Source organism: Salmonella sp. 741265055_HSA, from assembly GCF_046569525.1.
In the GTDB taxonomy this organism is placed as follows: domain Bacteria; phylum Pseudomonadota; class Gammaproteobacteria; order Enterobacterales; family Enterobacteriaceae; genus Salmonella; species Salmonella enterica.
Genome location: NZ_JBKFSQ010000015.1, coordinates 63,756 through 89,200 on the forward strand (window position 1 = coordinate 63,756; position 25,445 = coordinate 89,200).

The 25,445-nt window shown below is 55.1% G+C and carries 20 protein-coding genes; 5 read left to right on the plus strand and 15 right to left on the minus strand.

Features of this window, described 5'->3' with window-relative positions:
* Positions 1 to 32: 32 nt before the first annotated feature.
* From uvrB to bioB, 5 genes are all read right to left on the minus strand, one after another.
* Positions 33 to 2,054, minus strand: coding sequence for an excinuclease ABC subunit UvrB (uvrB, locus tag ACLD4K_RS10620; RefSeq protein WP_097363394.1), 2,022 nt, complete (start codon positions 2,052 to 2,054; stop codon positions 33 to 35).
* Between the two features lie 650 nt (positions 2,055 to 2,704).
* Positions 2,705 to 3,391 carry a dethiobiotin synthase gene (bioD, locus tag ACLD4K_RS10625; RefSeq protein WP_411011826.1) on the minus strand — a complete coding sequence of 229 codons (687 nt, stop codon included), beginning with the start codon at positions 3,389 to 3,391 and terminating at the stop codon, positions 2,705 to 2,707.
* Positions 3,384 to 4,139, minus strand: coding sequence for a malonyl-ACP O-methyltransferase BioC (gene bioC, locus ACLD4K_RS10630; RefSeq protein WP_411011827.1), 756 nt, complete (start codon positions 4,137 to 4,139; stop codon positions 3,384 to 3,386). Before bioC ends, bioD begins: the two co-directional genes overlap by 8 nt.
* Complete coding sequence (bioF, locus tag ACLD4K_RS10635; protein ID WP_411011828.1) at positions 4,123 to 5,280, minus strand: 8-amino-7-oxononanoate synthase; 1,158 nt, start codon at positions 5,278 to 5,280, stop codon at positions 4,123 to 4,125. The genes bioC and bioF overlap by 17 nt, the downstream gene beginning before the upstream one ends.
* Entirely contained in the window at positions 5,277 to 6,317 is a 1,041-nt protein-coding gene (bioB, locus tag ACLD4K_RS10640; RefSeq protein WP_411011829.1) for a biotin synthase BioB, read from the minus strand. Before bioB ends, bioF begins: the two co-directional genes overlap by 4 nt.
* Positions 6,318 to 6,403: 86 nt before the next feature.
* On the opposite strand from bioB, the gene bioA reads away from it, so the two are divergent.
* Both bioA and ACLD4K_RS10650 read left to right on the plus strand, forming a co-directional pair.
* A complete protein-coding gene (gene bioA / locus ACLD4K_RS10645) occupies positions 6,404 to 7,693 on the plus strand; it encodes an adenosylmethionine--8-amino-7-oxononanoate transaminase (protein WP_411011830.1) in 1,290 nt (429 codons plus the stop codon).
* A gap of 57 nt (positions 7,694 to 7,750) precedes the next feature.
* On the plus strand, positions 7,751 to 8,227 hold the full coding sequence (locus ACLD4K_RS10650; protein WP_000767403.1) for a kinase inhibitor: 477 nt from the start codon (positions 7,751 to 7,753) through the stop codon (positions 8,225 to 8,227).
* An 84-nt stretch (positions 8,228 to 8,311) separates the two neighbouring features.
* On the opposite strand, the gene hutH is transcribed toward ACLD4K_RS10650, so the two are convergent.
* From hutH to hutI, 5 genes are all read right to left on the minus strand, one after another.
* The gene (gene hutH, locus ACLD4K_RS10655) at positions 8,312 to 9,832 is read right to left on the minus strand and encodes a histidine ammonia-lyase (protein WP_411011831.1); all 1,521 of its coding nucleotides are present in this window, start codon (positions 9,830 to 9,832) and stop codon (positions 8,312 to 8,314) included.
* 1 nt (position 9,833) lies between these two features.
* Complete coding sequence (hutU, locus tag ACLD4K_RS10660) at positions 9,834 to 11,519, minus strand: urocanate hydratase (protein WP_411011832.1); 1,686 nt, start codon at positions 11,517 to 11,519, stop codon at positions 9,834 to 9,836.
* Positions 11,520 to 11,715: 196 nt separating this feature from the next.
* Entirely contained in the window at positions 11,716 to 12,441 is a 726-nt protein-coding gene (locus ACLD4K_RS10665) for a histidine utilization repressor (RefSeq protein ID WP_411011833.1), read from the minus strand.
* Between the two features lie 44 nt (positions 12,442 to 12,485).
* Positions 12,486 to 13,427 (minus strand): formimidoylglutamase, encoded by a 942-nt coding sequence (gene hutG, locus ACLD4K_RS10670; RefSeq protein ID WP_411011834.1) that lies wholly within the window; start codon positions 13,425 to 13,427, stop codon positions 12,486 to 12,488.
* Positions 13,424 to 14,647, minus strand: a complete 1,224-nt coding sequence (gene hutI / locus ACLD4K_RS10675) for an imidazolonepropionase (protein WP_079981580.1) — start codon at positions 14,645 to 14,647, stop codon at positions 13,424 to 13,426. Before hutI ends, hutG begins: the two co-directional genes overlap by 4 nt.
* 237 nt (positions 14,648 to 14,884) lie before the next feature.
* Between hutI and ACLD4K_RS10680 the strand changes: the two genes are divergently transcribed.
* Positions 14,885 to 16,168 (plus strand): putative acyl-CoA thioester hydrolase, encoded by a 1,284-nt coding sequence (locus tag ACLD4K_RS10680; RefSeq protein WP_001094776.1) that lies wholly within the window; start codon positions 14,885 to 14,887, stop codon positions 16,166 to 16,168.
* A gap of 60 nt (positions 16,169 to 16,228) precedes the next feature.
* Here ACLD4K_RS10680 and ACLD4K_RS10685 read toward each other — a convergent pair whose 3' ends face one another.
* The 3 genes from ACLD4K_RS10685 to ACLD4K_RS10695 form a co-directional block, all read right to left on the minus strand.
* A complete protein-coding gene (locus ACLD4K_RS10685) occupies positions 16,229 to 18,487 on the minus strand; it encodes a hydratase (protein ID WP_411011835.1) in 2,259 nt (752 codons plus the stop codon).
* Positions 18,488 to 18,589: 102 nt separating this feature from the next.
* On the minus strand, positions 18,590 to 20,023 hold the full coding sequence (locus ACLD4K_RS10690) for an anion permease (RefSeq protein ID WP_411011836.1): 1,434 nt from the start codon (positions 20,021 to 20,023) through the stop codon (positions 18,590 to 18,592).
* 82 nt (positions 20,024 to 20,105) lie between these two features.
* Entirely contained in the window at positions 20,106 to 21,161 is a 1,056-nt protein-coding gene (locus ACLD4K_RS10695; RefSeq protein ID WP_411011837.1) for a 4-oxalomesaconate tautomerase, read from the minus strand.
* A 197-nt stretch (positions 21,162 to 21,358) separates the two neighbouring features.
* Here ACLD4K_RS10695 and ACLD4K_RS10700 point away from each other — a divergent pair, with 197 nt between their 5' ends.
* Entirely contained in the window at positions 21,359 to 22,291 is a 933-nt protein-coding gene (locus ACLD4K_RS10700) for a LysR family transcriptional regulator (protein WP_183059010.1), read from the plus strand.
* Between the two features lie 117 nt (positions 22,292 to 22,408).
* On the opposite strand, the gene pgl is transcribed toward ACLD4K_RS10700, so the two are convergent.
* Positions 22,409 to 23,404 carry a 6-phosphogluconolactonase gene (gene pgl / locus ACLD4K_RS10705; RefSeq protein WP_411011838.1) on the minus strand — a complete coding sequence of 332 codons (996 nt, stop codon included), beginning with the start codon at positions 23,402 to 23,404 and terminating at the stop codon, positions 22,409 to 22,411.
* Positions 23,405 to 23,567: 163 nt separating this feature from the next.
* Between pgl and ACLD4K_RS10710 the strand changes: the two genes are divergently transcribed.
* On the plus strand, positions 23,568 to 24,386 hold the full coding sequence (locus tag ACLD4K_RS10710; RefSeq protein WP_001748281.1) for a pyridoxal phosphatase: 819 nt from the start codon (positions 23,568 to 23,570) through the stop codon (positions 24,384 to 24,386).
* Here the strand turns inward: ACLD4K_RS10710 and modC are convergent, their stop codons facing one another.
* A complete protein-coding gene (modC, locus tag ACLD4K_RS10715) occupies positions 24,387 to 25,445 on the minus strand; it encodes a molybdenum ABC transporter ATP-binding protein ModC (protein WP_000891715.1) in 1,059 nt (352 codons plus the stop codon). It lies immediately after the preceding gene.

Sequence of the window (25,445 nt, forward strand, 5' to 3'; positions counted from 1 at the left end):
GACCTGGTAAGCGCAGCGCCACCGGTAAGAAATTACGACGCCGCGATAAACAGCTCGCGTAACTGGTGCAACTGGTCGCGGATTTGCGCGGCTTCTTCAAACTCCAGATTTTGCGCGTGCTGCATCATTTGCCCTTCCAGTTCATGAATTTTCTGCTGCAACGCTTTCGGCGTCATCTCCAGTTCGACAATCCCGGCTTTTGCCGTAGAACGGCCCTTGCCTTTCCCCTTCGCTTTGGTTTTCGCAATGTTCTGCCCCAGCGCCAGGATGTCGACCACTTTTTTATTCAGCCCCTGCGGAGTGATACCGTGCTCTTCGTTGTACTTCTGCTGCTTCTCGCGACGTCGCTCGGTTTCGCCAATCGCCTTCGCCATCGACGGCGTGATTTTATCGCCATACAGAATCGCTTTACCATTAACGTTACGCGCCGCACGGCCTATGGTCTGAATCAGGGAGCGCTCGGAGCGCAGGAAGCCCTCTTTATCGGCGTCCAGAATCGCCACCAGCGAGACTTCCGGCATATCCAGCCCTTCGCGCAGCAGGTTAATCCCCACCAGAACGTCAAACTCGCCCAGACGCAAATCGCGGATGATTTCCATGCGCTCCACGGTATCAATATCTGAGTGCAGGTAACGCACGCGCTCGCCGTGTTCTTCCAGATATTCGGTCAAATCTTCCGCCATCCGTTTGGTGAGCGTAGTGACAAGGACACGCTCATTAATGGCCGCACGCTGACGAATTTCGGACAGCAGATCGTCCACCTGGGTCGCCACCGGGCGCACTTCAATAATCGGGTCCAGCAGCCCGGTCGGTCGCACGACCTGATCCACCACCTCATCACCAGATTTTTCCAGCTCATAGTTGCCGGGCGTGGCGGAAACATAGATAGTTTGCGGCGCTAAGGCTTCAAACTCCTCAAACTTCAGCGGACGGTTATCCAGCGCCGAAGGCAGACGGAAGCCATACTCGACCAGCGTCTCTTTGCGCGCCCGGTCGCCGCGGTACATGCCGCCTATCTGCGGGATGGTGACATGAGACTCATCCACCACCAGCAGTCCGTCGGCGGGAAGATAATCGAACAAGGTTGGCGGCGGTTCGCCCGGCCCGCGGCCCGACAGAAAGCGGGAATAGTTTTCAATGCCTGAGCAGTAACCCAGCTCGTTCATCATCTCTAAATCGAACTGCGTGCGCTGGCTTAATCGCTGCTCTTCAAGCAGCTTATTATTTGCCAGTAAGACCTTACGCCTGTCCGCCAGCTCATCTTTTATCTCTTCCATCGCCTGCAGAATACGCTCGCGCGGCGTCACGTAGTGCGTTTTGGGATAGATAGTATAACGTGGCACCGTTGACGCTACCTGCCCGGTTAACGGGTCGAACAACGACAGGCGTTCCACTTCTTCATCAAACAGCTCAACGCGTAGCGCGATGTCGTCAGATTCAGCCGGGAAGATGTCGATCACTTCGCCGCGCACGCGAAAGGTACCACGCTGAAAAGCTTGATCGTTACGGGTGTATTGCAATTCCGCCAGCCGACGCAAAATCGCGCGCTGGTCAATCAGCATTCCCACCGTCAGATGCAGCATCATTTTCAGGTAGAGATCCGGATCGCCCAGACCGTAAATCGCGGACACGGAAGCCACCACCACGACATCGCGTCGCTCAAGCAACGCTTTCGTTGCCGACAACCGCATTTGCTCAATATGTTCGTTTACCGAAGCGTCTTTTTCGATAAACGTATCCGAACTTGGCACATACGCTTCCGGCTGATAGTAGTCATAGTAGGAGACGAAATACTCCACCGCGTTTTCCGGGAAAAACTCTTTCATTTCGCCGTAGAGCTGCGCCGCCAGGGTTTTATTGGGCGCAAGCACCATCGTTGGCCGCTGCAAGTCCGCAATGACGTTGGCAATGGTGAATGTCTTCCCGGAGCCGGTCACGCCCAATAACGTCTGATGCGCCAGCCCGTCCTCCAGCCCTTCTTCCAGACGACGTATAGCGTCCGGCTGATCGCCAGAAGGTTTAAAAGCGGAATTCAGTTTGAACGGTTTACTCATGAGCGGCTACCTGAAGGAGTGAGCGGGCAGGGGTGTAATTTTACTCTCGACGGTGAATATTGCCAATAAAAAATACTGGATGAAAAAACAGTAACAATTCAGTGTATAATGGCTATCGGCAGATACCCCACGCTATTTAGAGGTAAAACATAGACAGTCGCGGGGTAAAATTCCAGCAGTGTGCGGGTTATCCCCAGACCAGAGTCTTTTTTAACATTTGTCAAGTGGGATGATGAAAGTTTTATGTCAACGTATCCCCCTTCCTTTACAACCATTGATTTTATATAACTTGCTGTCTAAAAAGGGATATTTTCTCAAGCCGTCTTTCGCGCCAATTTAGTCGCAGGCCGCGTCGCCTCTCGCTTACGTTGTGTTTTCTAACTCTAATACACAAGGTTATCCACAGGAATAGTGGATAACTGCTTCCAGCCCGTATCCCCTGCCGCCTGGCAAAATCAGCCCCTGACGTTTTCGCCGGGCGATAAAAAAAAATTATCGCTATTTTTGGCAGATTATTGGCTAACGAGAAGGGAAAAATTGAGGCGTAGACGCTCACATTTTGCACATTTTTAGCCTGGCGACGTCAGGAGGGTCTGGCGAAAGAACAGCAGGATCGTCTGATCCTGCAAGAAGGCGGTTTTTAAGCGCGGTCAGGCGCGTTCCAGGAGGCTAAGGTCCAGATACTGTCCTGTCGCCGCCTGCGATGGAGAAACGCCCAGCCACGGGATTTCCCCTAATAGCGGGGCAGGTATGACGCGGCGAAGCGTCGCGAGATATTCACCATGACGCGCGCCCGGCGGCTGTACGTCGTTGGCTATCCATCCGACAAGCGGTAATCCGGCCTGTTCTACCGCCAGCGCCGTCAGCATGGCGTGATTAATACAGCCCAGCTTGACGCCAACAACCAGAATCACTGGCAGCTGCTCCGTCTGTACCCAGTCGGCAAACGTCAGCGTGGCAGAGAGCGGTGTAAACCAGCCGCCCGCCCCTTCTGTCAACACCCAATCTGCCTGCGCCTCCAGCGTTCGCAATCCGCGTGATAACACCGCCGCGTCTATCGACCGGCCTTCGTCGGCGCTAACGATGTGGGGAGAGGTAGGCTCGGCAAAAGTATAAGGATTGATAGCGGAATAAGGTTGCGGCAGGCTGCTGTTACGCTGCAAGGCCAGGGCATCGCTATTGCGTAGCCCATCGGTTGTCATTTCGCTGCCGGAAGCGACGGGCTTATAGCCTACGGTTTGATAACCTAACTGCGTTGCGGCCTGCAATAAGGCGCAACTGGCGACCGTTTTACCGACTTCAGTATCAGTACCGGTGACAAAATAGCGTTTAGTCACGTTCAATCACTCCCATAAAAAGATGGTACTTCAGCGGATATTTCCCCTGCCGCTGCGGCCATGCCAACTGAATCTGTCTAAGCCGGGCGCGGGTTAATACATCCGACTCCCGCCCTTCATGAAGATGGGTGGCGCCAATGCCTTTAAGCGAGCGCATCGCGCTCAGGGCATCCTCAAACCACAATGTCATCGCCTGAGTATGACGAGACGCCCGCCAGCCGCGCAGCGCGTGGTCAATGGCCTCTTCCGGCAAAAAGCTATTCGCGTGAGCTCGATTATCGACGGCCTGCCATGCCTGACGCAGCTCCGGCAACGACCCCTGGCATAAGGTGGTAAACGCCACCACGCCGCCGGGCCGTACAACCCGGTACAACTCGCTCAACGCATCGCGTAAATCGCCGCACCACTGGACCACCAGGTTGCTCCAGGCCAGGTCAAAAACTTCGGCGTCATGGGGAATCGCTTCGATATCCGCCAGCAAATAGTGATGCGCCGCCTGACGATCGCGCGCCTGTTGCAGCATCGGCAGCGAAAGATCCAGGGCGGTCACTTCGCTCCCCTGCTCTCGCCAGTAACGACTCATACGTCCGGGGCCGCAGCCTGCGTCCAACACACTGGCAAACTGGCGGCCTGTCAACAGCGTCAGCAGCGCATCCGCGCTGTGTTGCTGCAAAGAGGCGTGCTGTTCATATTGCGATGCGGCCCGGCCAAACGCCGCCGCAATAGCCTGCTTATTCACCTGCGCCATGCAGCACCTCCAGCAGACGGTCGATATCGCACGCTTCATGCGCCTGCGTTAACGTTAAGCGCAGGCGCGCCGTACCGACAGGCACCGTCGGCGGACGAATCGCCGTCGCCCAGCATCCTTGTTGACGCAGCGCCTCCGCCAGGCGCAATGCACGGCTGTTATCGCCCACGATTAACGGCTGGATGGCGCTATGGGCATTCAGTAGCGTAAATCGGGACGCGTTAACGCCGGCCCGAAAGCGCTGAACCAGAGCGGCCAGTTTTTCGCGCCGTTCACGACCTTCATCGCTACGGATTACCGCCAGCGAGGCGCTTAACGCCTGCGCCTGGGCGGGCGGCATACTGGTGCTGTAAACCAGATGGCGGGCAAATTGCAGCAGATAATCCGCGACGCTTTCCGAGCAGAGCACCGCTGCGCCGCTGACGCCAAACCCCTTACCGAAAGTCACCACCAGCAACTCAGGCTTCACCCCCCGTTGCCAGCAGGTGCCCCGCCCCTCATCGCCAGTCACGCCGATGCCGTGCGCATCATCAACCAACAGCCAGGCATGATGCCTGCGGGCAATGTGCTGGATTTCCGCCAGCGGCGCGCTGTCGCCGTCCATGCTGTATACACCTTCTGTCACCACCAGTTGCTGACCCACACAGGGCGATTGCAGTAAACGGGACAGATGCTGCGTATCGTTATGGATAAAGCGGCGAAGCTGCGCCGGACTCAGATTGGCGGCCTCCAGCAGCGAAGCATGACTCAACCTGTCGGCCACAATCCGGTCATTTTTTTTCATTAAGGCGGTAATGACCGCCTGATTCGCCGCAAAGCCAGAGATAAACAGCAGCGCGCGTGGATATCCTAACCATTGCGCCAGTTCCTCCTCTAACGCCTGGTGCGCCACGGAATAACCGCTGATATGACCCGACCCGCCACTGCCGACGCCAAAACGCATCGCTGCCTGTTGCCAGGCGCGAATAATCTGCGGGTGTTGACTTAAGCCGAGGTAATCATTGCTGGAGAAGTTAAGATACTGTCGCCCGTTTGCTACCAGCCAGCGTCCGGCGCCCTGCGACACCACATAGCGGTGGCGCAACGTATCCGTCGCCCGACGCGCCGTCAGCGCATCGTCGACGCGTTGTTGCCAACTCATAAGGCTGCCGCGTTGTAATAATCATCGGTGTCAGGCGTTATCAGCGTCTGCTCCAGACGTTGCTGCTGCTCGTTATCGCCCGCCAGCACCCTGGTCTGCTGCGGATTCAGCCCCAGCTTACGGAATAACTGCAGATCCTTGTCCTCTGCCGGATTTGGCGTAGTTAACAATTTGCAGCCATAGAAAATCGAGTTCGCCCCGGCCATAAAGCACATCGCCTGGGTCTGCTCGTTCATCTGTTCACGTCCTGCGGAAAGACGCACGTATGAGGTCGGCATCATGATGCGCGCCACGGCGATAGTACGAATAAAATCAAACGCATCCACGTCATCGTTATCCGCAAGCGGTGTGCCTTTCACCTTCACCAGCATGTTGATTGGCACGCTTTCCGGCGGCGTCGGCAGGTTCGCCAACTGCAACAACAGTCCGGCACGATCGGTAACCGTTTCGCCCAGACCCACAATGCCGCCGGAGCACACTTTAATCCCTGCTTCACGGACTTTTTCCAGCGTGTCGAGGCGCTCCTGATAGGTACGGGTAGTGATGATATTGCCGTAAAACTCCGGCGAGGTATCGAGGTTGTGGTTGTAGTAATCCAGCCCGGCGTTAGCCAGACGCTGCGCCTGGCTCTCGTTCAACATGCCGAGCGTCATACAGGTTTCCAGCCCCATCGCTTTGACGCCCTGTACAATCTGCTCCAGATAAGGCATATCGCGTTCATGCGGATTCTTCCAGGCCGCCCCCATACAGAAGCGGGTCGAACCGGCGTTTTTCGCTTTGCGGGCGGAGTCCAGTACCTGCTCCACTTCCATTAAACGCTCGGCTTCCAGCCCGGTTTTATAGCGCGAGCTCTGCGGGCAGTATTTACAATCCTCCGGGCAGGCGCCGGTTTTGATCGACAGCAGCGTACTAACCTGTACCTGCTGCGGATCGAAATGCTGGCGATGAATTTGCTGCGCTTCAAACAGCAATTCCAGCAGTGGTTTTTCAAATAATTCGGTTACTTGCGACAGTGTCCAGCGTGGGTGGCGAGCCATCGGGCTTCTCCAAAATATGTTGTTTGTTTTTGATATGGTGTAGACTCGTAAACCTAAATCTTTTTAATTTGGTTTACAAGTCGATTATGACAACGGACGATCTGGCCTTCGATAAACGCCATATTTGGCATCCTTACACTTCCATGACCTCGCCGCTGCCGGTATATCCCGTTGAGCGTGCTGAAGGCTGCGAGCTGGTTCTCGCCTCGGGCGAACGCCTGATTGAGGGGATGTCCTCCTGGTGGGCGGCCATTCATGGTTATCACCACCCACAATTGAACGCGGCGATGAGAGCGCAAATTGACGCCATGTCGCATGTCATGTTCGGCGGCATAACCCATCAACCTGCGGTGAATCTGTGCCGTAAGCTGGTCGCGATAACGCCTGAGCCGCTGGAGTGTGTCTTTCTGGCCGACTCCGGTTCGGTGTCGGTGGAAGTGGCCATGAAGATGGCGCTGCAATACTGGCAGGCGCGCGGCGAATCGCGTCAGCGTTTTCTGACGTTTCGCCACGGTTATCATGGCGACACGTTCGGCGCGATGTCGGTGTGCGATCCGGATAACTCCATGCACAGCTTATGGAAAGGCTATCTGCCGGAAAATCTGTTCGCGCCGGCGCCGCAAAGCCGGATGGATGGCGAATGGGATGAAAGCGACATCGCGCCATTTGCCCGCCTGATGGCCGCGCATCGCCATGAAATAGCCGCCGTGATTCTGGAACCTATCGTTCAGGGCGCGGGCGGGATGCGCATCTATCATCCACAATGGCTCAGGCGTATTCGTAACATGTGCGATCGCGAAGGCATTCTGCTGATTGCCGATGAAATAGCCACCGGGTTTGGCCGTACCGGTAAACTGTTCGCCTGCGAGCACGCCGGGATCGCGCCGGATATTCTGTGTCTTGGCAAAGCCTTAACCGGCGGCACCATGACCCTCTCGGCAACGCTCACGACACGCCAGGTTGCAGAGACTATTAGCAACGGCGAGGCGGGGTGTTTTATGCATGGCCCGACGTTTATGGGGAATCCGCTGGCCTGCGCCGTCGCCTGCGCCAGCCTGACGCTGCTGGAAAGCGGCGAATGGCGTCAGCAGGTGGCGTCTATCGAGTCTCAGTTACGCGCTGAGTTAGCCCCCGCGCAAAGTTCGCCCTGGGTGGCGGATGTGCGGGTGTTGGGCGCGATTGGGGTGGTTGAAACCACGCACCCGGTCAATATGGCGGCGCTTCAACGCTTCTTCGTCGGGCAAGGCGTCTGGATCAGGCCGTTCGGCAAGCTAATCTACCTGATGCCGCCCTACATTATTCGTCCGGATCAACTGCGCCGTTTGACCCAGGCGGTCAATGACGCGGTACACAATGAAACATTTTTTAGCCATTAATCAGCGGTAAGCGATGCTGCTTCTGGCTACACTTCTGGTGAGTCAAAAGGAGAGCGCATGAAACTTATCAGCAACGATTTGCGCGATGGAGATAAACTTCCTCATCGCCACGTTTTTAACGGTATGGGCTATGATGGCGATAATATTTCGCCGCATCTGGCCTGGGACGACGTGCCGATGGGCACCAAAAGTTTTGTCGTGACCTGTTACGATCCCGACGCGCCGACCGGCTCCGGCTGGTGGCACTGGGTGGTGGTGAACCTCCCGGCGGATACGCGCGTACTGACCCAGGGGTTCGGCTCAGGCCTGGTGGCCGTACCAGACGGCGTCATTCAGACGCGTACCGATTTCGGTAAAGCGGGCTACGGCGGCGCGGCGCCGCCTAAAGGGGAAACGCACCGCTATATCTTTACGGTTCACGCGCTGGACGTCGAGCGTCTTGACGTTGATGAAGACGCCAGCGGCGCGATGGTCGGCTTTAACGTGCATTTCCATTCGCTCGCCAGCGCCTCGATCACGGCGATGTTCAGTTAAACGCTGTGCCGGATGGCGGCGTAAACGTCTTACCCTGCCAACGGGTTGGGTAAGCCGAATAAGCGCCTCGCCATCCGGCAGCATTCACATAAAGTCCGGCACCAGACGCTGTAACGCGCCTTGCGCCAGCAGCGCCGTCGCACACTCAATATCGGGTGCGAAAAAACGATCCTGCGTATAGTGCGCCACCCGCTGGCGCAGTGTCTGTCGCGCCTGTTCCAGTAACGGGCTGGAGGTTAACCCTTCCCGTAAATCTATCCCCTGACAGGCAGCCAGCCACTCCACGGCAATGACGCCGCGGGTATTCGCTGCCATTTCCCAGAGTCGCCGCCCTGCCGCCGGGGCCATTGAGACATGATCTTCCTGATTCGCCGAGGTCGGCAGGCTATCCACGCTGTGCGGGTGCGCCAGCGCTTTATTCTCGCTGGCGAGCGCCGCGGCGGTGACCTGGGCAATCATAAAACCGGAATTAACGCCGCCATTTTTCACCAGGAACGGCGGTAACTGCGACATATGTTTATCCATCATCAGCGCTATGCGCCGCTCCGATAGCGCGCCAATTTCCGCTATCGCCAGCGCCAGATTATCCGCCGCCATGGCAACCGGTTCAGCATGGAAGTTACCGCCGGAGATCACCTCCCCCGCCTCGGCAAAGACCAGCGGATTATCGGAAACCGCGTTGGCCTCAGCCAGCAGTACCTCTTTCGTCTGACGTAACTGGGTCAGACAAGCGCCCATGACCTGCGGCTGGCAGCGAAGGGAATACGGGTCCTGAACTTTATGACAGTGGTGATGTGATTCAGCAATGGCGCTGGTATCGGTCAGCAGATGCCGGAACAACCGCGCGACGTCAATTTGCCCCTGTTGTCCGCGCGCGGCATGAATGCGCGCATCAAAAGGACGGCGCGATCCCAGTACGGCTTCGGTGGTCAGCGCGCCGCAGACGACGGCGGAGGCAAATAGCTCCTGTGCCTCAAACAAACCGCGCAGCGCGAAGGCCGTTGACGCCTGGGTGCCGTTAAGCAGCGCCAGCCCCTCTTTGGCCGCCAGCGCGACAGGCTCCAGTCCGGCCTTTTTTAGCGCTGTCTGCGCCGGAAGCCATTCACCCTGCCAGCGCGCTTTTCCTTCGCCAAGCAGCGTCAGAGACAGATGCGCCAGCGGCGCTAAGTCGCCCGACGCGCCAACCGAGCCTTTTGCCGGAATCAGCGGATACACGCCGGCATTCACCAGAGCGATGAGCGCCTCTATCACGCTCAACCGAATCCCGGAAAACCCGCGCGCCAGGCTATTGATTTTCAATACCATAATCAGACGCACCATCGCGTCATCAAGTGGGTCGCCTACGCCCGCGGCGTGAGACAGCACCAACGATCGCTGTAGATTTTGCAAGTCTTCATCAGCGATGCGCGTCTGCGCCAGCAGGCCGAAACCGGTGTTGATGCCGTAGGCGGTACGCCCTTCGGCAACGATATCATTGACGCACGCGACGCTGACGTTAATGCCGTCAATGGCGCTGGCGTCCAGCCGAAGCTGTACCGGATGACGCCAGACATCGTACAGTTGAGAGAGGCTTAACTGCCCCGGAGTGAGTGTCATGGTGTTCATATCAGCCTTTCCCCTGCGTCACCGCAACCATCGGTAAATTCAGACCTTGCTCAACAGCGCATTCCACCGCGAGATCATATCCGGCATCGGCATGGCGCATGACGCCCGTCGCCGGATCGTTGTGTAACACGCGGCGAATACGCGCGGCGGCCTCGTCAGTGCCATCACAGACAATCACCATACCGGCGTGTTGCGAAAAACCCATCCCCACCCCGCCGCCATGATGGAGCGATACCCATGTCGCCCCGCTGGCGGTATTCAGCAACGCATTTAACAGCGGCCAGTCGGAAACCGCGTCGGAACCGTCGCGCATCGCTTCGGTTTCACGGTTAGGGCTGGCGACAGAACCGGAATCCAGGTGATCGCGGCCAATCACAATGGGCGCGGATACCTCGCCGCAACGCACCATTTCGTTGAACGCCAGCCCCAGTTTTTGCCGCCACTCCAGACCTACCCAGCAGATACGCGCCGGTAGCCCCTGAAAATGAATGCGCTCGCGCGCCATATTCAGCCAGTGATGCAGATGTTTATCCTCCGCCACTATCTCTTTGACTTTGGCATCGGTTTTATAGATATCCTGCGGATCGCCGGACAGCGCCACCCAGCGAAACGGCCCGATGCCACGACAGAACAGCGGACGAATATAGGCTGGCACAAATCCCGGAAAATCAAAGGCGTTTTCCACCCCCATCTCTTTCGCCATCTGGCGAATATTGTTGCCATAGTCAAAGGTCGGCACGCCCATTTTACTGAACGCCAGCATCGCCCGAACATGTGCCGCCATGGAACGTTTCGCTGCCTGCATCGTCCCGTGGGGATCGGATTGCGCGTTTTTCTGATACTCCTCCCAGCGCCAGCCGGAGGGTAAATAGCCATGTAGCGGATCGTGGGCGCTGGTCTGATCGGTCACCAGGTCCGGGCGCACGCCGCGATTAACCAGTTCCGGCAGGATATCCGCCGCGTTCGCGCACAGGGCGACGGACACGGCTTTCCCCTCGCGGGTGTAGCGCGTAATGCGGGCCAGCGCGTCATCCAGCGTGGCGGCCTGCTCATCCACGTAGCGAGTACGCAGACGAAAATCGATACGGCTTTGCTGGCATTCAATCGTCAGCGAACACGCTCCGGCCAGCGTCGCGGCTAGCGGTTGCGCGCCGCCCATGCCGCCCAGTCCGGCGGTCAACACCCAGCGTCCCGCCAGCGTGCCGTTATAGTGCTGACGCCCCGCCTCGACAAAGGTTTCGTATGTTCCCTGCACGATTCCCTGACTGCCGATATAGATCCAACTTCCGGCCGTCATCTGACCGTACATCGCCAGCCCTTTCGCATCCAGTTCGTTAAAGTGTTCCCATGTCGCCCAGTGGGGAACCAGGTTGGAGTTGGCGATTAATACCCGCGGCGCGTTGTCGTGCGTTTTAAATACGCCGACCGGTTTGCCAGACTGAATAAGCAACGTTTCGTCCGCCTCCAGCCGGGTGAGCGCATCAACAATAGCGTCATAGCATTCCCAGTTGCGCGCGGCGCGACCAATCCCGCCGTAGACCACCAGCTCATGCGGATTTTCCGCCACGTCAGGATCGAGATTATTCATTAACATCCGCAGCGGGGCTTCTGTCAGCCAGCTTTTCGCCGTTAATACCGTGCCTCGGGGCGCGCGGATAGTCTGCTGACGATACTTGCTTTCAGGCATAGCAATGACTCCTCATTATTATCGGTCTGCCATCGCCAAATAACGCTAAAACGCCACTATCAGGCACCGCCGCAGACCCACAGATAAGAATCAGACATATACTTGTCTATACAAGTAAGCACAAGAATAGAATTAACAAAAATGATACAATTTTGTTATATTGTGTCAGCAATCACGTTTTCCGGCAGCGGCCCACTCAGGAGATAAATCGTCCCTGTAGCCGATAGCGCGATCCGGGGAAAAGTAAGCGGGCGTGAGAAACAATCTGCGATGCGGACCAGGTTGTACGACGAATGAGCAGACAAGGCTCATGCTCTTTGATAATTAACCACGCGCACTCTTGCGCCGTGGCGCGCACCGCCTCCACAATATGTTCCCCTTCCGTTAGCGGCGCGATCCGCGACAAATAAGCGTGCGGCGTGGTCTGACGGTAATCCTGCGTCAGGTAATCCACGGCAATATCCGCATTCACGCAGCGATCTTCAATTTGTACCGGCAGATCGTTTTCATAATGCACCATGATGGAATGGAAAATGACATCGCTCTCATTGACGTTGAGAGCGCTGGCCTGGATGGCGTTTGCCCGCACGCGCTTCAGCGTGAGCACCTCACAACGATGCTGATGACGGCGGGCGGCAATCTCCTCGGCGATGCTGCGGACTTCAAACAGCGCGGACTGGCCTTTTGGTTCGGCGACAAACGTCCCCACGCCCTGTAAACGCACCAGCCACCCTTCATCCGTCAGCTCACGCAGCGCCCGGTTGATGGTCATTCGGCTAAAGCCATACTGGGCGACCAGTTCTGCTTCCGACGGAATGCGATCGTGCGGCAGCCAGACGCCGCCGGCTATTTTTTTACAGATGTCCTGTTTCACCGTTTCGTAAAAAGGCGCAGGCGCAGAACGGGATCGGGATGAATACATGCGTGAAGCCTTCCTTATGCGGAGAGTGTTTTCCGGATGACAGATTAACGCCACCAGTGCGCGATTTGCCAGCCAAGCCGCGCCGCCACGCGCGCCGCTGCGCCATCGTCATCAAAGCGTGGATTAAACTCAACCAGATCCGCCGCCTGTAATTTTCCGCTGCGGCAAACCGGCTCAATTAAACGCAGAACCTGTATCAGCGGCACGCCCAGCGCTGCGGGAGCGGAGACGGCCGGCATTTCCCAGACAGGCAATACGTCGAGATCGATAGTCAGATAAATTTTATCCACCTTGTCGATAAACTGCGCCATCTGCGCCAGCGCGTCATGGCAGTCCAGATCCTCCACCACGGTAACATTCCGCCACTGCGCTTCCCGCCACAACGCCTGCGTATTCGCCGCACGGCTCACGCCGAAACAAGCATAATGAAACGCGCGGCTCTGCGCGTCGCATAGCTGCGCCAGTTGACGAAACGGCGTCCCGGATGTTGCCCGGTCGGTCTGACGGAGATCCAGATGCGCATCAAGATTAATGATCCCTACGCTTTCCTGCGCAAACGCGTCCAGCACCCCCGCGCCGTGTCCAAACGCGGTTTCATGCCCGCCGCCCAGTACCAGCGTGCGCATCCCGGCCCGCAGACAGCGGCTTACCGCATCGCGCAAGGCCTGCTGCGCGCCTTCCAGATCGGGCGTCGGCGCAACCCAATTGCCTAAATCCACCAGCCGTTCATGTCCCTGATGGCTGGACATATTCGCCAGCGCTTTACGCAACGCGTCCGGGCCGCCTGCCGCGCCGGGACGACCTGCATTGCGTTTTACCCCCTCGTCGCAGGCAAATCCCATTAACGCGATCTTTTGCTGCCAGTTTTCGGGGGAAAAGGTCTCGCTGCGCGTGACGGTCTGAAACAGACGCCGCGCATCCGGCGCTTCTATACTGTCATCGCGCCCCTGCCAGAGCGCCGGAGAAGCCGGATACCATTGCGTCATGAGATTTGTCCTCTGTATACCCGCTGATATAAAGGGTTACGCCCCGGCTCATACACAATCTCTACCGGCTGTTCAGCATCCCACACCACAAAATCCGCCCGGTAGCCGGCCCTGATCTGCCCATGCGTCGCCTGTCTTCCCAGCGCGCGAGCGGCATGGCGCGTAACGCCCGCCCATGCCTCTTCCGGCGTCAGACCAAACTGTACGCAGGCCATATTCATCGCCAGATGCAAACTGCAAAACGGGCTGGTGCCGGGATTGAAATCGCTGGCGACGGCGACAGGCACCTGATAGCGGCGCAGCAGTTCTACCGGCGGGCGCTGCGTCTCGCGCAGAAAATAAAACGCGCCGGGCAATAATACGCCGACAGTACCGCCGTCACACATCGCCGCGACGCCCGCTTCATCAAGATATTCGATATGATCCGCCGATAAGCCCTGATAACGGCTCACCAACTGCGCGCCGCCCAACAGCGAAAGCTGCTCAACATGGCCTTTAACGGGAATACCTAACGCCTTCGCCGTCTGCAACACGCGCTCACTCTGCGCCACATTAAAGCCGACGCTCTCGCAAAAGAGGTCTACCGCATCAAATAACCCTTTTTGCCAGAGCTGCGGAATCATCGTCTCGCAGACCAGAGTGATGTAGCCGTCCGGGTCGTCACGATACTCCGCTGGCGTAGCATGAGCGGCCAATAGCGTGGGGCTAATGTCGATAGCGTTTTCGGCGGCAAGTTTTGCAGCGACGCGCAACAGCTTTTCTTCTGTCGCCAGCTCCAGACCATAGCCGGATTTAATCTCCAGCAGCGTAACGCCTTCGCTGGCAAGGCGCATCATGCGTTCGCGCGCCAGCAGGTAGAGCGGCTCCTCCGCACAGGCGCGGGTTGCTGATACCGTCGCGTTAATGCCGCCGCCCTGAGCGCTAATATGCTGGTATGACGCGCCGTTAAGCCGCTGCTCCCACTCTGCGGCGCGGTTACCGGCAAACACCAGATGCGTGTGGCAATCGATAAGTCCCGGGGTTACCAGTCGTCCCTGCATATCATGGATATTGTCCCCACTGACAGGAAGCTGCGTCTCTGGCACGATATCGCAAATATGCCCTTCGCGTACAATCAGCGCCTGGTTATCCACCAGCCCGTACGGGGCTTGCCGCTGCGGGTCCATTGTCGCCAGCCTGATGTTTCGCCAGACAGTATCGCCCGGTAAAAGTTGCCGCATTCCTGTCGCTCTCTTGCCTGTCATGAGTTGTATAGACATTTATTTTCTTTCTGCTCCGGATTGTCAACTCAAAGCGCGAAAGTTGTTGCTTAATTGTGATAAAACTATCTGATGCTACAGGTGTTTCCAGCCTGAAAAGGAACTTTTTACCTTTTCGCCTTCCCGTTTCGTTCAACTTAGTATAAAAAAGCAGGCTTCAATGGATGTCATTTAACTTTTTCAAGCCCGGAGCAACCTGTGAATACATTATCGGTTTCCCGTCTGGCGCTGGCACTGGCTTTTGGCGTGACGCTGAGCGCCTGTAGCTCTACGCCACCCGATCAGATCCCTTCCGATCAAACCGCGCCTGGCACCGCCTCGCGCCCCATTCTGTCGGCAAATGAAGCGAAAAACTTCGTTGCGGCGCGCTATTTTGCCTCCCTGACGCCAAATACCGCCCCGTGGTCGCCGTCGCCGATTACCCTGCCCGCACAGCCTGACTTTGTGGTGGGGCCGGCTGGTACGCCAGGCGTTACGCACACCTCGATTCAGGCCGCGGTCGATGCGGCAATGGTTAAACGCACGAACAAACGCCAGTACATTGCTATTATGCCGGGCGACTATCAGGGGACCGTGTATGTTCCCGCCGCGCCGGGAAGTCTGACCCTGTACGGGACCGGTGAAAAACCGATCGATGTGAAAATTGGGATGGCGATTGATGGTGAAATGAGCGTCGCTGACTGGCGCCGCGCGGTGAATCCCGGCGGGAAATATATGCCTGGTAAACCCGCCTGGTATATGTTCGATAACTGCCAAAGCAAACACGCCGCGACGATCGGTGTGATGTGTTCTGCCGCGTTCTGGTCGCAGAATAACGGTCTGCAGCTACAAAATCTGACCATCGAGAACACGCTGGGCGACAGCGTCGATGCCGGAAACCATCCGGCGGTGGCGCTGCGTACCGATGGCGACAAAGTCCAGATTAACAAGGTCAATATCCTTGGCCGCCAGAACACCTTCTTTGTGACCAACAGTGGCGTGCAGAACCGTCTGCAGACCGATCGCCAGCCGCGTACGCTGGTGACGAACAGCTATATTGAAGGCGATGTGGACATGGTTTCCGGACGCGGCGCCGTGGTGTTCGATAACACCAACTTCCAGGTCGTCAACTCCCGCACACAGCAGGAAGCCTACGTCTTCGCCCCGGCGACGCTGTCCAATATTTACTATGGCTTTTTGGCGATCAACAGCCGCTTTAACGCCTCCGGCGATGGCGTTGCGCAGCTTGGCCGCTCGCTGGATGTCGACGCCAACACCAACGGTCAGGTAGTGATCCGCGACAGCGTGATTAACGAGGGCTTCAACGTTGCCAAACCGTGGGCCGACGCGGTCATCTCGAAACGTCCGTTTGCCGGAAATACGGGAACCGTGGATGACAAAGACGAGGTGCAGCGTAATCTGAACGACACGAACTACAACCGCATGTGGGAATACAACAACCGCGGTGTAGGCAGTAAAGTGGTGGCGGAACCTAAGCAGTAATTGCCGTTCCGGTTCAGGCTTATAAACGGGCCGCCGCAGCAGATGTGGCGGCCCGTGGCTTTACTGCAAGCGATGTTTATTGAAATTAATCAAGCATCCCGCCTTAATGATTTCCCGCTCCTCAGCGGTCAAATTTTCTATATACAGCGCAATTTCCTCGACCAGCGCATTATCGCGAATCACATATCCCGTCACGGCAGGATGTGCGGTCTCCAGCGCCGCAAGAATGCCCGGAATATAGATATAATCCCCCACCGTAAAATTCGGCGTCTCCTTCATTTGCAGCGGCAGCATTCCCCAGTTGATCACATTAGAGCGGTAGCGTTTGGTGGCGTATTCCTGCGCGATATTCGCCAGACCGCCAATCACTCGCTGACAGCTTGCCGCCTGTTCCCGCGCCGAGCCGTCCCCCGGTTTGACGGCATAAATCAGGCTCCCTACCTCAGTAGTCTCAGGGCGTACGTTTTCCTGACCGGCAATCTGCTGAATACACGCAAACACCGGGGCCAGTTCGGCGATCTCGCCTTCCTGTCGCCGTTTTTCCAGCGCGGCGACGGCTTTACTTCTGCCAACATAGTCCGGATCGCGGCGCGAGAGGGTAAATTCCGCCAGCCCCACCGGATTAGAGCGGTAAGAGGAGGTCTCGCCGGAGGGGATCAGCTCATCGGTGGTCGTCACCTCATCAAGAATTTTCGCACAGACCCTGAGCAAAATATTCTCTGTCAGCGCGCCTGACTCCGGCCAGTCTTTAATGTTGGGTCCATAAATAAGCGGCTGCTGCGTCACGCCTTTTACATATCCCTGATAAACCCGATTTTTGTACGGCGTAGGATCAAAAACATAATCCGGCACATTATCCCAACAATCCAATTCCGCCGCTGACGTTAAATAGCCGCCGTTCACCGCCGTTGCGGCAATGGAGCGGGCATCCATCAGCGCGACGGCGGACATCTGTCCATTCCCCGGTTTCGACCCTTCCCGGTTCGGGAAGTTACGCGTGGTATGACGAATGCTCAGTCCGTTGTGGACAGGCGTATCGCCAGCGCCAAAACAGGGACCGCAAAATGCCGTTCTGATTATCGCGCCTGCGCCCAGCAACTCCGCCACAACGCCTTTTTTCGTCAGGTCCATAAACACCGGTTGGGAAGACGGATAAACGGCAAGCGAGAACGCGTCATTACCGCATGAACGATGACGTAAGGCATTGGCTGCGGCAATCACGTTCTCATAATTACCGCCGGAACAGCCAGCGATAATCCCTTGCTGCACTTTTAAACGACCGTTTTCAATTTTATCCACCAGTGAGAGTGTCGCTTGTCCGTGCGCCACGCGCGCCGATTCTATTTCCGTCTGGCGAAGAATATCCGCCAGATTTTCATTTAACGTATCGATTTCATAGACGTTGCTGGGGTGGAAAGGCAGCGCGATCATCGGTTTGATAGCGCTAAGATCGACATAAATACAACCGTCGTACCAGGCCATCGGCTGCGGATGTAGCGAGCGATAATCCTGCTCGCGCCCATGCAACGCCAGCCAGCTTCGGGTTTCCTCATCCGTTTGCCAGACTGAACTCAAGCAGGTCGTTTCGGTGGTCATCACATCAATGCTGTTACGAAAATCGGTAGAAAGATGACGGATGCCAGGACCGACAAACTCCATCACTTTATTTTTGACGTAACCGTTTTTAAACACCGCGCCGATAATCGCCAGCGCGACATCCTGCGGCCCTACATACGCCGCCGGCTTGCCGGTCAGATACACGGCGACCACATCGGGATAATCAATATCCCAGGTATCATTCAGCAGTTGTTTAACCAGCTCGCCGCCGCCCTCGCCTACCGCCATCGTTCCCAGCGCGCCATAGCGTGTATGGCTGTCGGAGCCCAAAATCATTTTACCGCCGCCGGCCATCATCTCACGCATATACTGGTGAATAACGGCAATGTGCGGGGGCACATAAATGCCGCCATACCGCTGCGCCGCCGATAAACCAAACATATGGTCGTCGCTGTTAATGGTTCCACCGACAGCGCACAACGCGTTGTGGCAATTGGTCAAAACGTAAGGTAAGGGAAAGCGTTCCATCCCCGACGCTTTTGCCGTCTGAATAATGCCCACATAGGTAATATCGTGTGAGGTTAATGAATCAAACTTAATTTTCAGTTTGTCCATATTGTCAGACGTATTATGCGAGGCGAGGATTGACCAGCTAATAGTGCCTTTTTTAGCCTGTGTTTTATCGACTGGTCCGGCATATTGCTCTTCTGCAATAACCTCATTTCCTGACAGATAAATACCTTTTTTATATAACGTAACCATGACTTACTCCATTTGGCTATCGCTTTCCCGCAGCGCTAACGTACCGCCGCCATGAATAATGACAGTCAATAATATTTTTTAAACGCAAGAGAGATAATTTACTTATAGCACGTGCCAGCCTATTAATAGCTTCCACCACCAGACGCCCAGGGTAATATGAACAAGGAAGGTAAAAATAGTCAGTACAGCGCCCACCAGCCACCATGATTTTATATCATTATAGCCAACGCCAAAAATAACCGGTCCGGCGGCACCGCCGTAATGCGTCACCATGCCGCCGTAAGAGTTAGAAAATAACAACGCCAGGGCGGTTAACATAAGCGGCGCGCCAGACACATTCGCCAGCATCGCAAATACCGGCACCATTGCCACAATATAGGCGCTGCCGGATGCGAAAAAATAACGCACGGCGATACTCATAAAGAGAATAACAAAGAAAGCAACATTACCATGATGATCAAATGAGATATTATTTTTGAATAACTCCGCCAGCCAGTCAAAAAATTTAACTTTTGACAATAATGAACTCAGACCGATGATACCGCCATACCATATTAACGTATTCCAGCCGCCTTTATTCTTTACTACGTCATCCCAGGTCACGACGCCAAGCACCAGCATAGCGCCCATCACCACAATGGCGACGGCTGACTCATTAATACCCAGATAGCTGCTAAAAATCCAGCCGAGGAGCGCCAGAACGAAAATCGCTAATAATAGTTTTTCCCGCGCCTGCATCGGCCCTAATTCCTGAAGCCCGGCTCTGGAAATGATCTTATTATCGACCTTTTTTATCTCCGGAGGGTACATCATATAAATCACCAGCGGTGTCGCCAATAGCATAACTATTCCTGGCACCCCTGCCGCCAGCGCCCAGTCGCCCCAGCTTAATTGCAGATGGCAAATATCGTTGATCATTTTCAGCGCCAGGATATTTCCCGCCATGGCGGTGAAAAACATATAGCTGGTGGTTTTCGTCACCATATAGACGCACATCATCAAGTAATGACCCACGCGATGCGGGCTTTTTTCCGGCTCAGACCCTAGCGCTACCGCAACACTATTAATAATCGGCAATACGATTCCACCCGCCCGCGCCGTATTAGACGGCGTTGCCGGAGATAAGACAAGATCGAGAAAAACGGTAACATAACCCAGACCTAATGTGGTATTGCCGATTTTACCAATCAACAGGTAGGCGATACGCTTGCCCAGCCCGGTAGTGACAAACGCGGCGCTCAGGGTAAAGGCGGAAAATACCAGCCAGGTTGTCCCGGAGGCATAACCACTCAATACGCTGGAGGTTTTAAACGCGCCGCCGCCTAAATTACCGATGACAACCATCGACGCCGCGACCGCCATTAATAAAACGACGGGTTCCGGGAAAGGTTTAATGACTAATCCCACTATTGCAGCAAGATAAATACCAAAGAGTACCCACGCCAACTGGCTTAACCCAGTCGGCACCGGCAGCAAGACAATAATACAAGGGATAGCTAATATCATTATTAGCTTCCATAAAGAGTTTCGCTTCATTTTATATATCCTGATATTTCCGTATATCAAATACAGAATCGTGTCGGCTCTACCATTTTGATACCAGCGCAATGTGCCTATATTATTCCGGGAGATAGACATCGCCAGAAAAGATTTTTCTTGCGGTACGAATGACTGCCGCCCGAATGGAATCAGGAGTATCGCCATCATTGTTTAAATGAATATCAAGACAGCCGCCGGGATGTTCAATAGTTATATTGCCGTAGCCATTATCTGTGGTAAGCGACCGGGTCACTGTACCGTCAATAACACTGCTGCTGGCAATGGCGATAGCGCCCGTAATCGCCAGCGCTTTATGACATGAATGCGGCATAAAATAGCGTACACTGATTGTGCCGCCATATTGTGCAGGAGAAATAAGTACAGGTTTAGGAATAACCATGGAACGGACATCGCCAAGGCCCATTGCTTTACCGGCCTGTAGACGAATAGATTCAATACGGCGTAAAAATTCGGTATCACTGTCTAATTCCGCAGGCGACTCGTAGCCTGTTTTCCCTACGCTGGCAGCGGGAATGACGACCACCGGCATCGCCATATCCATACAGGTAACGGCGATACCATCAAAATAGTCGATACGGCATCCGGTGGGGAAAACGGTGCCGGTTTTTGCGCCTGCGGCATTCAAAAACGTAAGCATTACCGGGGCTGCCGTTCCCGGCACGCCATCGATTTTCGTGGTGCCTTCATACGTAACCCTGCCGCCTGGCGTCTGCACATCGGCATCAATATAGGTATTGGTATTCACATTACGTATGCGCACTCGCGTGACCGGCGACGTCGCGGTAATAAGCCCCTGCTCAATAGCAAATGCGCCGACGCCGGAAAGCATATTGCCGCAGTTTGGCGTGGTATCGACGCGTTGCTCCTGTACAACGACCTGAGCGAAAAGATAATCAATATCCGCCTGCGGATCATCCGAACGGCTGACAATCGCAACTTTACTGGTCAGCGGATTCCCGCCGCCAATGCCGTCAATTTCTAACGCATTGCCCGATCCCATAATTGCAATTAACGCTTTATCTCGCTGGGTTTTATCTTCGGGTAAATGTTCCGCTAATAAAAAAGCGCCTCTGGAGGTTCCCCCTCGCATTAATACACAGGGTATTTTTTTCATAACACAATCCTTAATCATCATCTTATTTTTGCTGTGACTATGGTTGCATGTAAAAAATGGCGAGGCTAATGACTTTCGTGATGTGATTAATCAGCTTTTTTTATTAATCAAAAGCCAGACACGGCAGGTACACTCTCTGCAATACCCGCTATGCGTCTGATAATGGGACAACATTATTTCTATATGCTGGAGTTATAATGAAACACGAACTATCAAGTATGAAAGCGTTTGTCGCTCTGGCGGAGACTACCTCTTTTAACAAAGCAGCTAAATTACTCAATATTACGCAACCCGCATTAACTCGCAGAATAAAAAACATGGAGGATGATTTACATACGCTCCTTTTTGAGAGAACTACGCGTAAAGTAACATTAACAAAAGCGGGAAAAATGTTGTTACCCGAAGCGCGTGAATTAATCAGAAGACTGGATGAAACTATTTTTAATGTTCGTGAACTCAATAATTACCATCACGGTATAATTACACTATCCTGTATTCCAACCGCCGTTTTCTATTTTTTACCGCTCGCGATTGGCAAATTTAATGCTTTATACCCCAACATTAAAGTACGGATACTTGAAAAAGGCACCAATAATTGTATGGAATCCGTACTCTGCAAAGAGGCGGATTTTGGCATAAATATGAATAGCATCACAAATTCCGCGATTGATTTTACCCCGCTGGTAAATGAACCGTTTGTTCTGGCCTGCCGACGGGATCACCCGTTAGCTTCCAGACAACTGGTTGAATGGCAGGAATTAGTCAATCACACTCTGATAGGCGTACGCGCTTCAAGCGGCAACCGCCTGTTAATTGAGCAGCAACTTGCGGATAAGCCCTGGAAGCTGGAGTGGTTTTACGAGGTTCGCCATTTATCCACTTCGCTTGGTCTGGTAGAGGCAGGTTTAGGTATTTCCGCATTACCAGGACTGGCAATGCCGCAGGCACCGCATCCTACGCTCATTGGCATTCCCCTGATAGAACCGGTGATCAGGCGCACTCTGGGCATTATTCGCCGGAAAGACGCCATGCTTTCGCCGCCAGCGGAGCGTTTTTTCTCACTGCTGTTAAATGTCTGGGCCGATGGCAAAGACAACCTTTGGACGCATTTTGCCAAACCGCAGCAGTAACGGCGGATGGCGGCTTTCGCGCGCTACGTGGCGGCCGGCCCATGCCGGATTGCCCGGTGGCGCAGCCACCTACCGGGCCTACAGCAACAGGCCGTCGCCCTCCGGCACACAGCGTCTTTAGAACGCGTTCACCACAACCCACATCGGCCCCTGGCCGACGGCATAACGGCCTTTTTCCGTCAGCAGCCCCTGAGTGCCCGTAATTTCATAGACCGCGATATGATGTGATTTTTGACCCGCAGCAATCAGGTATTTCCCGCTGTTGTCGATATTAAAGCCGCGCGGTTGGGCTTCCGTCGGCTGGAAGCCTTCAACGCTCAGTACGCTGCCATCTTCGGAGACACTAAAGACGGTAATCAGACTGGCGGTGCGGTCACAGGCATACAGATGCCGTCCATCCGGCGTAATATGAATATCCGCCGCCCAGCGGGTATCGGAAAAATCGGCGGGCATCATATCCAGCGTTTGCACGCACTCTATCTCGCCATGCGGATTTTTAAGCTGCCAGACATCCACCGAACTGTTCAGTTCATTGACGCAATACGCATATTGTCGATTCGGGTGGAAGACCATATGACGCGGGCCTGCCCCTTCAACTGTATTTACTTCCGCCGGCTCCTGGGCCACCAGATGGCCGTCATCGCTTAGCGTAAACAGACAAATGCGATCCTGTTTTAGCGCCGGCACCCACAGGGTACGGTTATCAGGCGTAATATTTGCCGAGTGGCAGCCGTCCAGCCCTTCCACCACATCCACCAGCTCAACCGGCAGGCCATCCTGTAAGCGCGTCACACTGACATTACCGGCGTTATACGATCCGACAAAGACAAAACGACCATGATGATCGGTAGAAATATGGGTCGGGCTACCCGGCAGGGCGGATTCGGCGGCAAACGTCAGCGCGCCATCATCCGGCGCAATACGATACGCCAGGACACGAAACTCCGGGCGCACGCCGACATAGAGGTAGCGTTTATCCGGACTGACCACCATCGGCTGAACCTGACCGGGCACATCCACGACCTGCACCAGCGTCAGCGTCCCTTCGTGGTTCAGGCTCCAGACGTGAATTTGCTGACTCTCAGGGCTGGCGGTATAGACTGTTTGTTTCATGAATACTCCTTTGCATATAGCATGTAGCTGCAATAACAGGACACAGCTTAACGTAGTCGCTTTTGACGGCGAATGCTGAATTCAGACGCAGAATTTTGTCTGCTTACCGTCCCGGTGTACCATGCCGACAGACGGAATTATTACACTTAATCTGGAAAAAATTATGACTGCACGCGTGATTGCCCTTGATTTAGACGGAACGTTATTAACCCCGCATAAAACCTTACTCCCCTCCTCGCTTGACGCGCTATCACGCGCCAAAGAGGCGGGCTTTCAACTTATCATTGTCACGGGTCGCCATCACGTTGCTATTCATCCTTTTTATCAGGCGCTGGCGCTGGAAACACCTGCTATTTGCTGCAACGGCACCTATTTGTATGATTATCAAGCTAAAACTGTCCTGGATGCCGATCCTATGCCCGTGGATAAGGCGTTGCAGTTGATTGATTTACTGGATGAGCATCAGATTCACGGCCTGATGTATGTTGATGACGCTATGCTTTACGAACACCCAACCGGTCACGTCGTGCGTACCTCCCGGTGGGCGCAAACCTTGCCGCCGGAGCAACGTCCGACCTTTACACAGGTCTCTTCGTTGGCGCAGGCGGCGCGCGACGTGAATGCCGTGTGGAAGTTTGCGCTTACCGATGAAGATATTCCCAGGCTACAGCGGTTCGGTCAGCATGTTGAACAGGCGCTTGGCCTGGAGTGCGAATGGTCATGGCACGATCAGGTGGATATTGCGCGCAAAGGCAACAGTAAAGGCAAGCGCCTTACCCAGTGGATAGAAGCGCAGGGAGGGTCAATGAAAAATGTGATCGCTTTCGGCGATAACTACAACGACATCAGTATGCTGGAGGCGGCAGGCACCGGCGTTGCGATGGGCAACGCCGATGAGGCGGTGAAAGCGCGTGCTGACGTTGTGATCGGCGATAACACTACCGATAGCATCGCCAAATTTATTTACACCCACCTGCTATAGTCAGGCGGTGATAGAAACGCTTTTCACCTGCGCGTAAAGCCACAGGCCAGGCTTGATATTCAGCTCATCCCTGGCCCACGGGCTTATTCGCGCCCACAGCGTTCTGCCGCCTATCTCAAGCTGGACTTCCACCTGTCCGTTATCGTCATAACAATTCGCCACTTTTGCCCGCAATACGTTGCGGATACTGGTCTGCTGCGGCGGCTGTAGTACCAGCGAGACATCCGACGCCTGTATGCGAATACGCAGTGTGGATTGCAGCGGCTGATTGAGTTTATTTACCCACAGGTGCTGGTCGCCAAGCGCCAAAGCGGTCATGGCATAATGTGGGTGATGCTCCAGCACGCTAACTTTCAGAATACTGCTCTGTTGCTCTTTCGGCAGCCACGGGTGCATAACGCTGCTTCCCCAGACCTCCTCCAGCGGGCCAAACGCTTTAACCTGTCCATCCTCCAGCACCATGACTTTATCCGCCAGGTGGAGAATTTCATCGAGAGAATGGCTGACATACAGCATGGGAATATTGATTTCTCGCGCCAGCCGTTGCAGGTACGGCAGTAATTCGCGTTTACGCGGGATATCCAGCGAGGCCAACGGTTCGTCCAACAGCAGCAACTCCGGGGCGGTGAGCAATGCCCGGCCTATCGCTACGCGCTGTTTTTCTCCGCCGGACAGGCTCCCCGGCAGGCGATCAAGCAACGCTTCAATTCCCAGCAGCGACACCAGCTTATCAAACTGACCGGTCATGCTTTTCGCCATGCCGTAGCGCAAATTGCCGCGTACTTTGTAATGGGGGAACAGGCGCGCATCCTGGAAAACATAACCGATGCGGCGCTTTTCCGGCGTTAAATAGATACCGTTTTCCGCGTCATGCAACACCCGGCCATTCAGCGCGATGCGTCCTTTTTGCGGGCGAGTCAAACCGCTGATAGCATTAATCAGCGAGGTTTTTCCCGCGCCGGAGACGCCAAAGATAGCCGTGATCCCACTGGCTGGCAGCGTTTCGTTGAGGGTTAAACAGTGCGTTCCCAGCGTCTGGGAAAAATTAAGCTCCAGCAT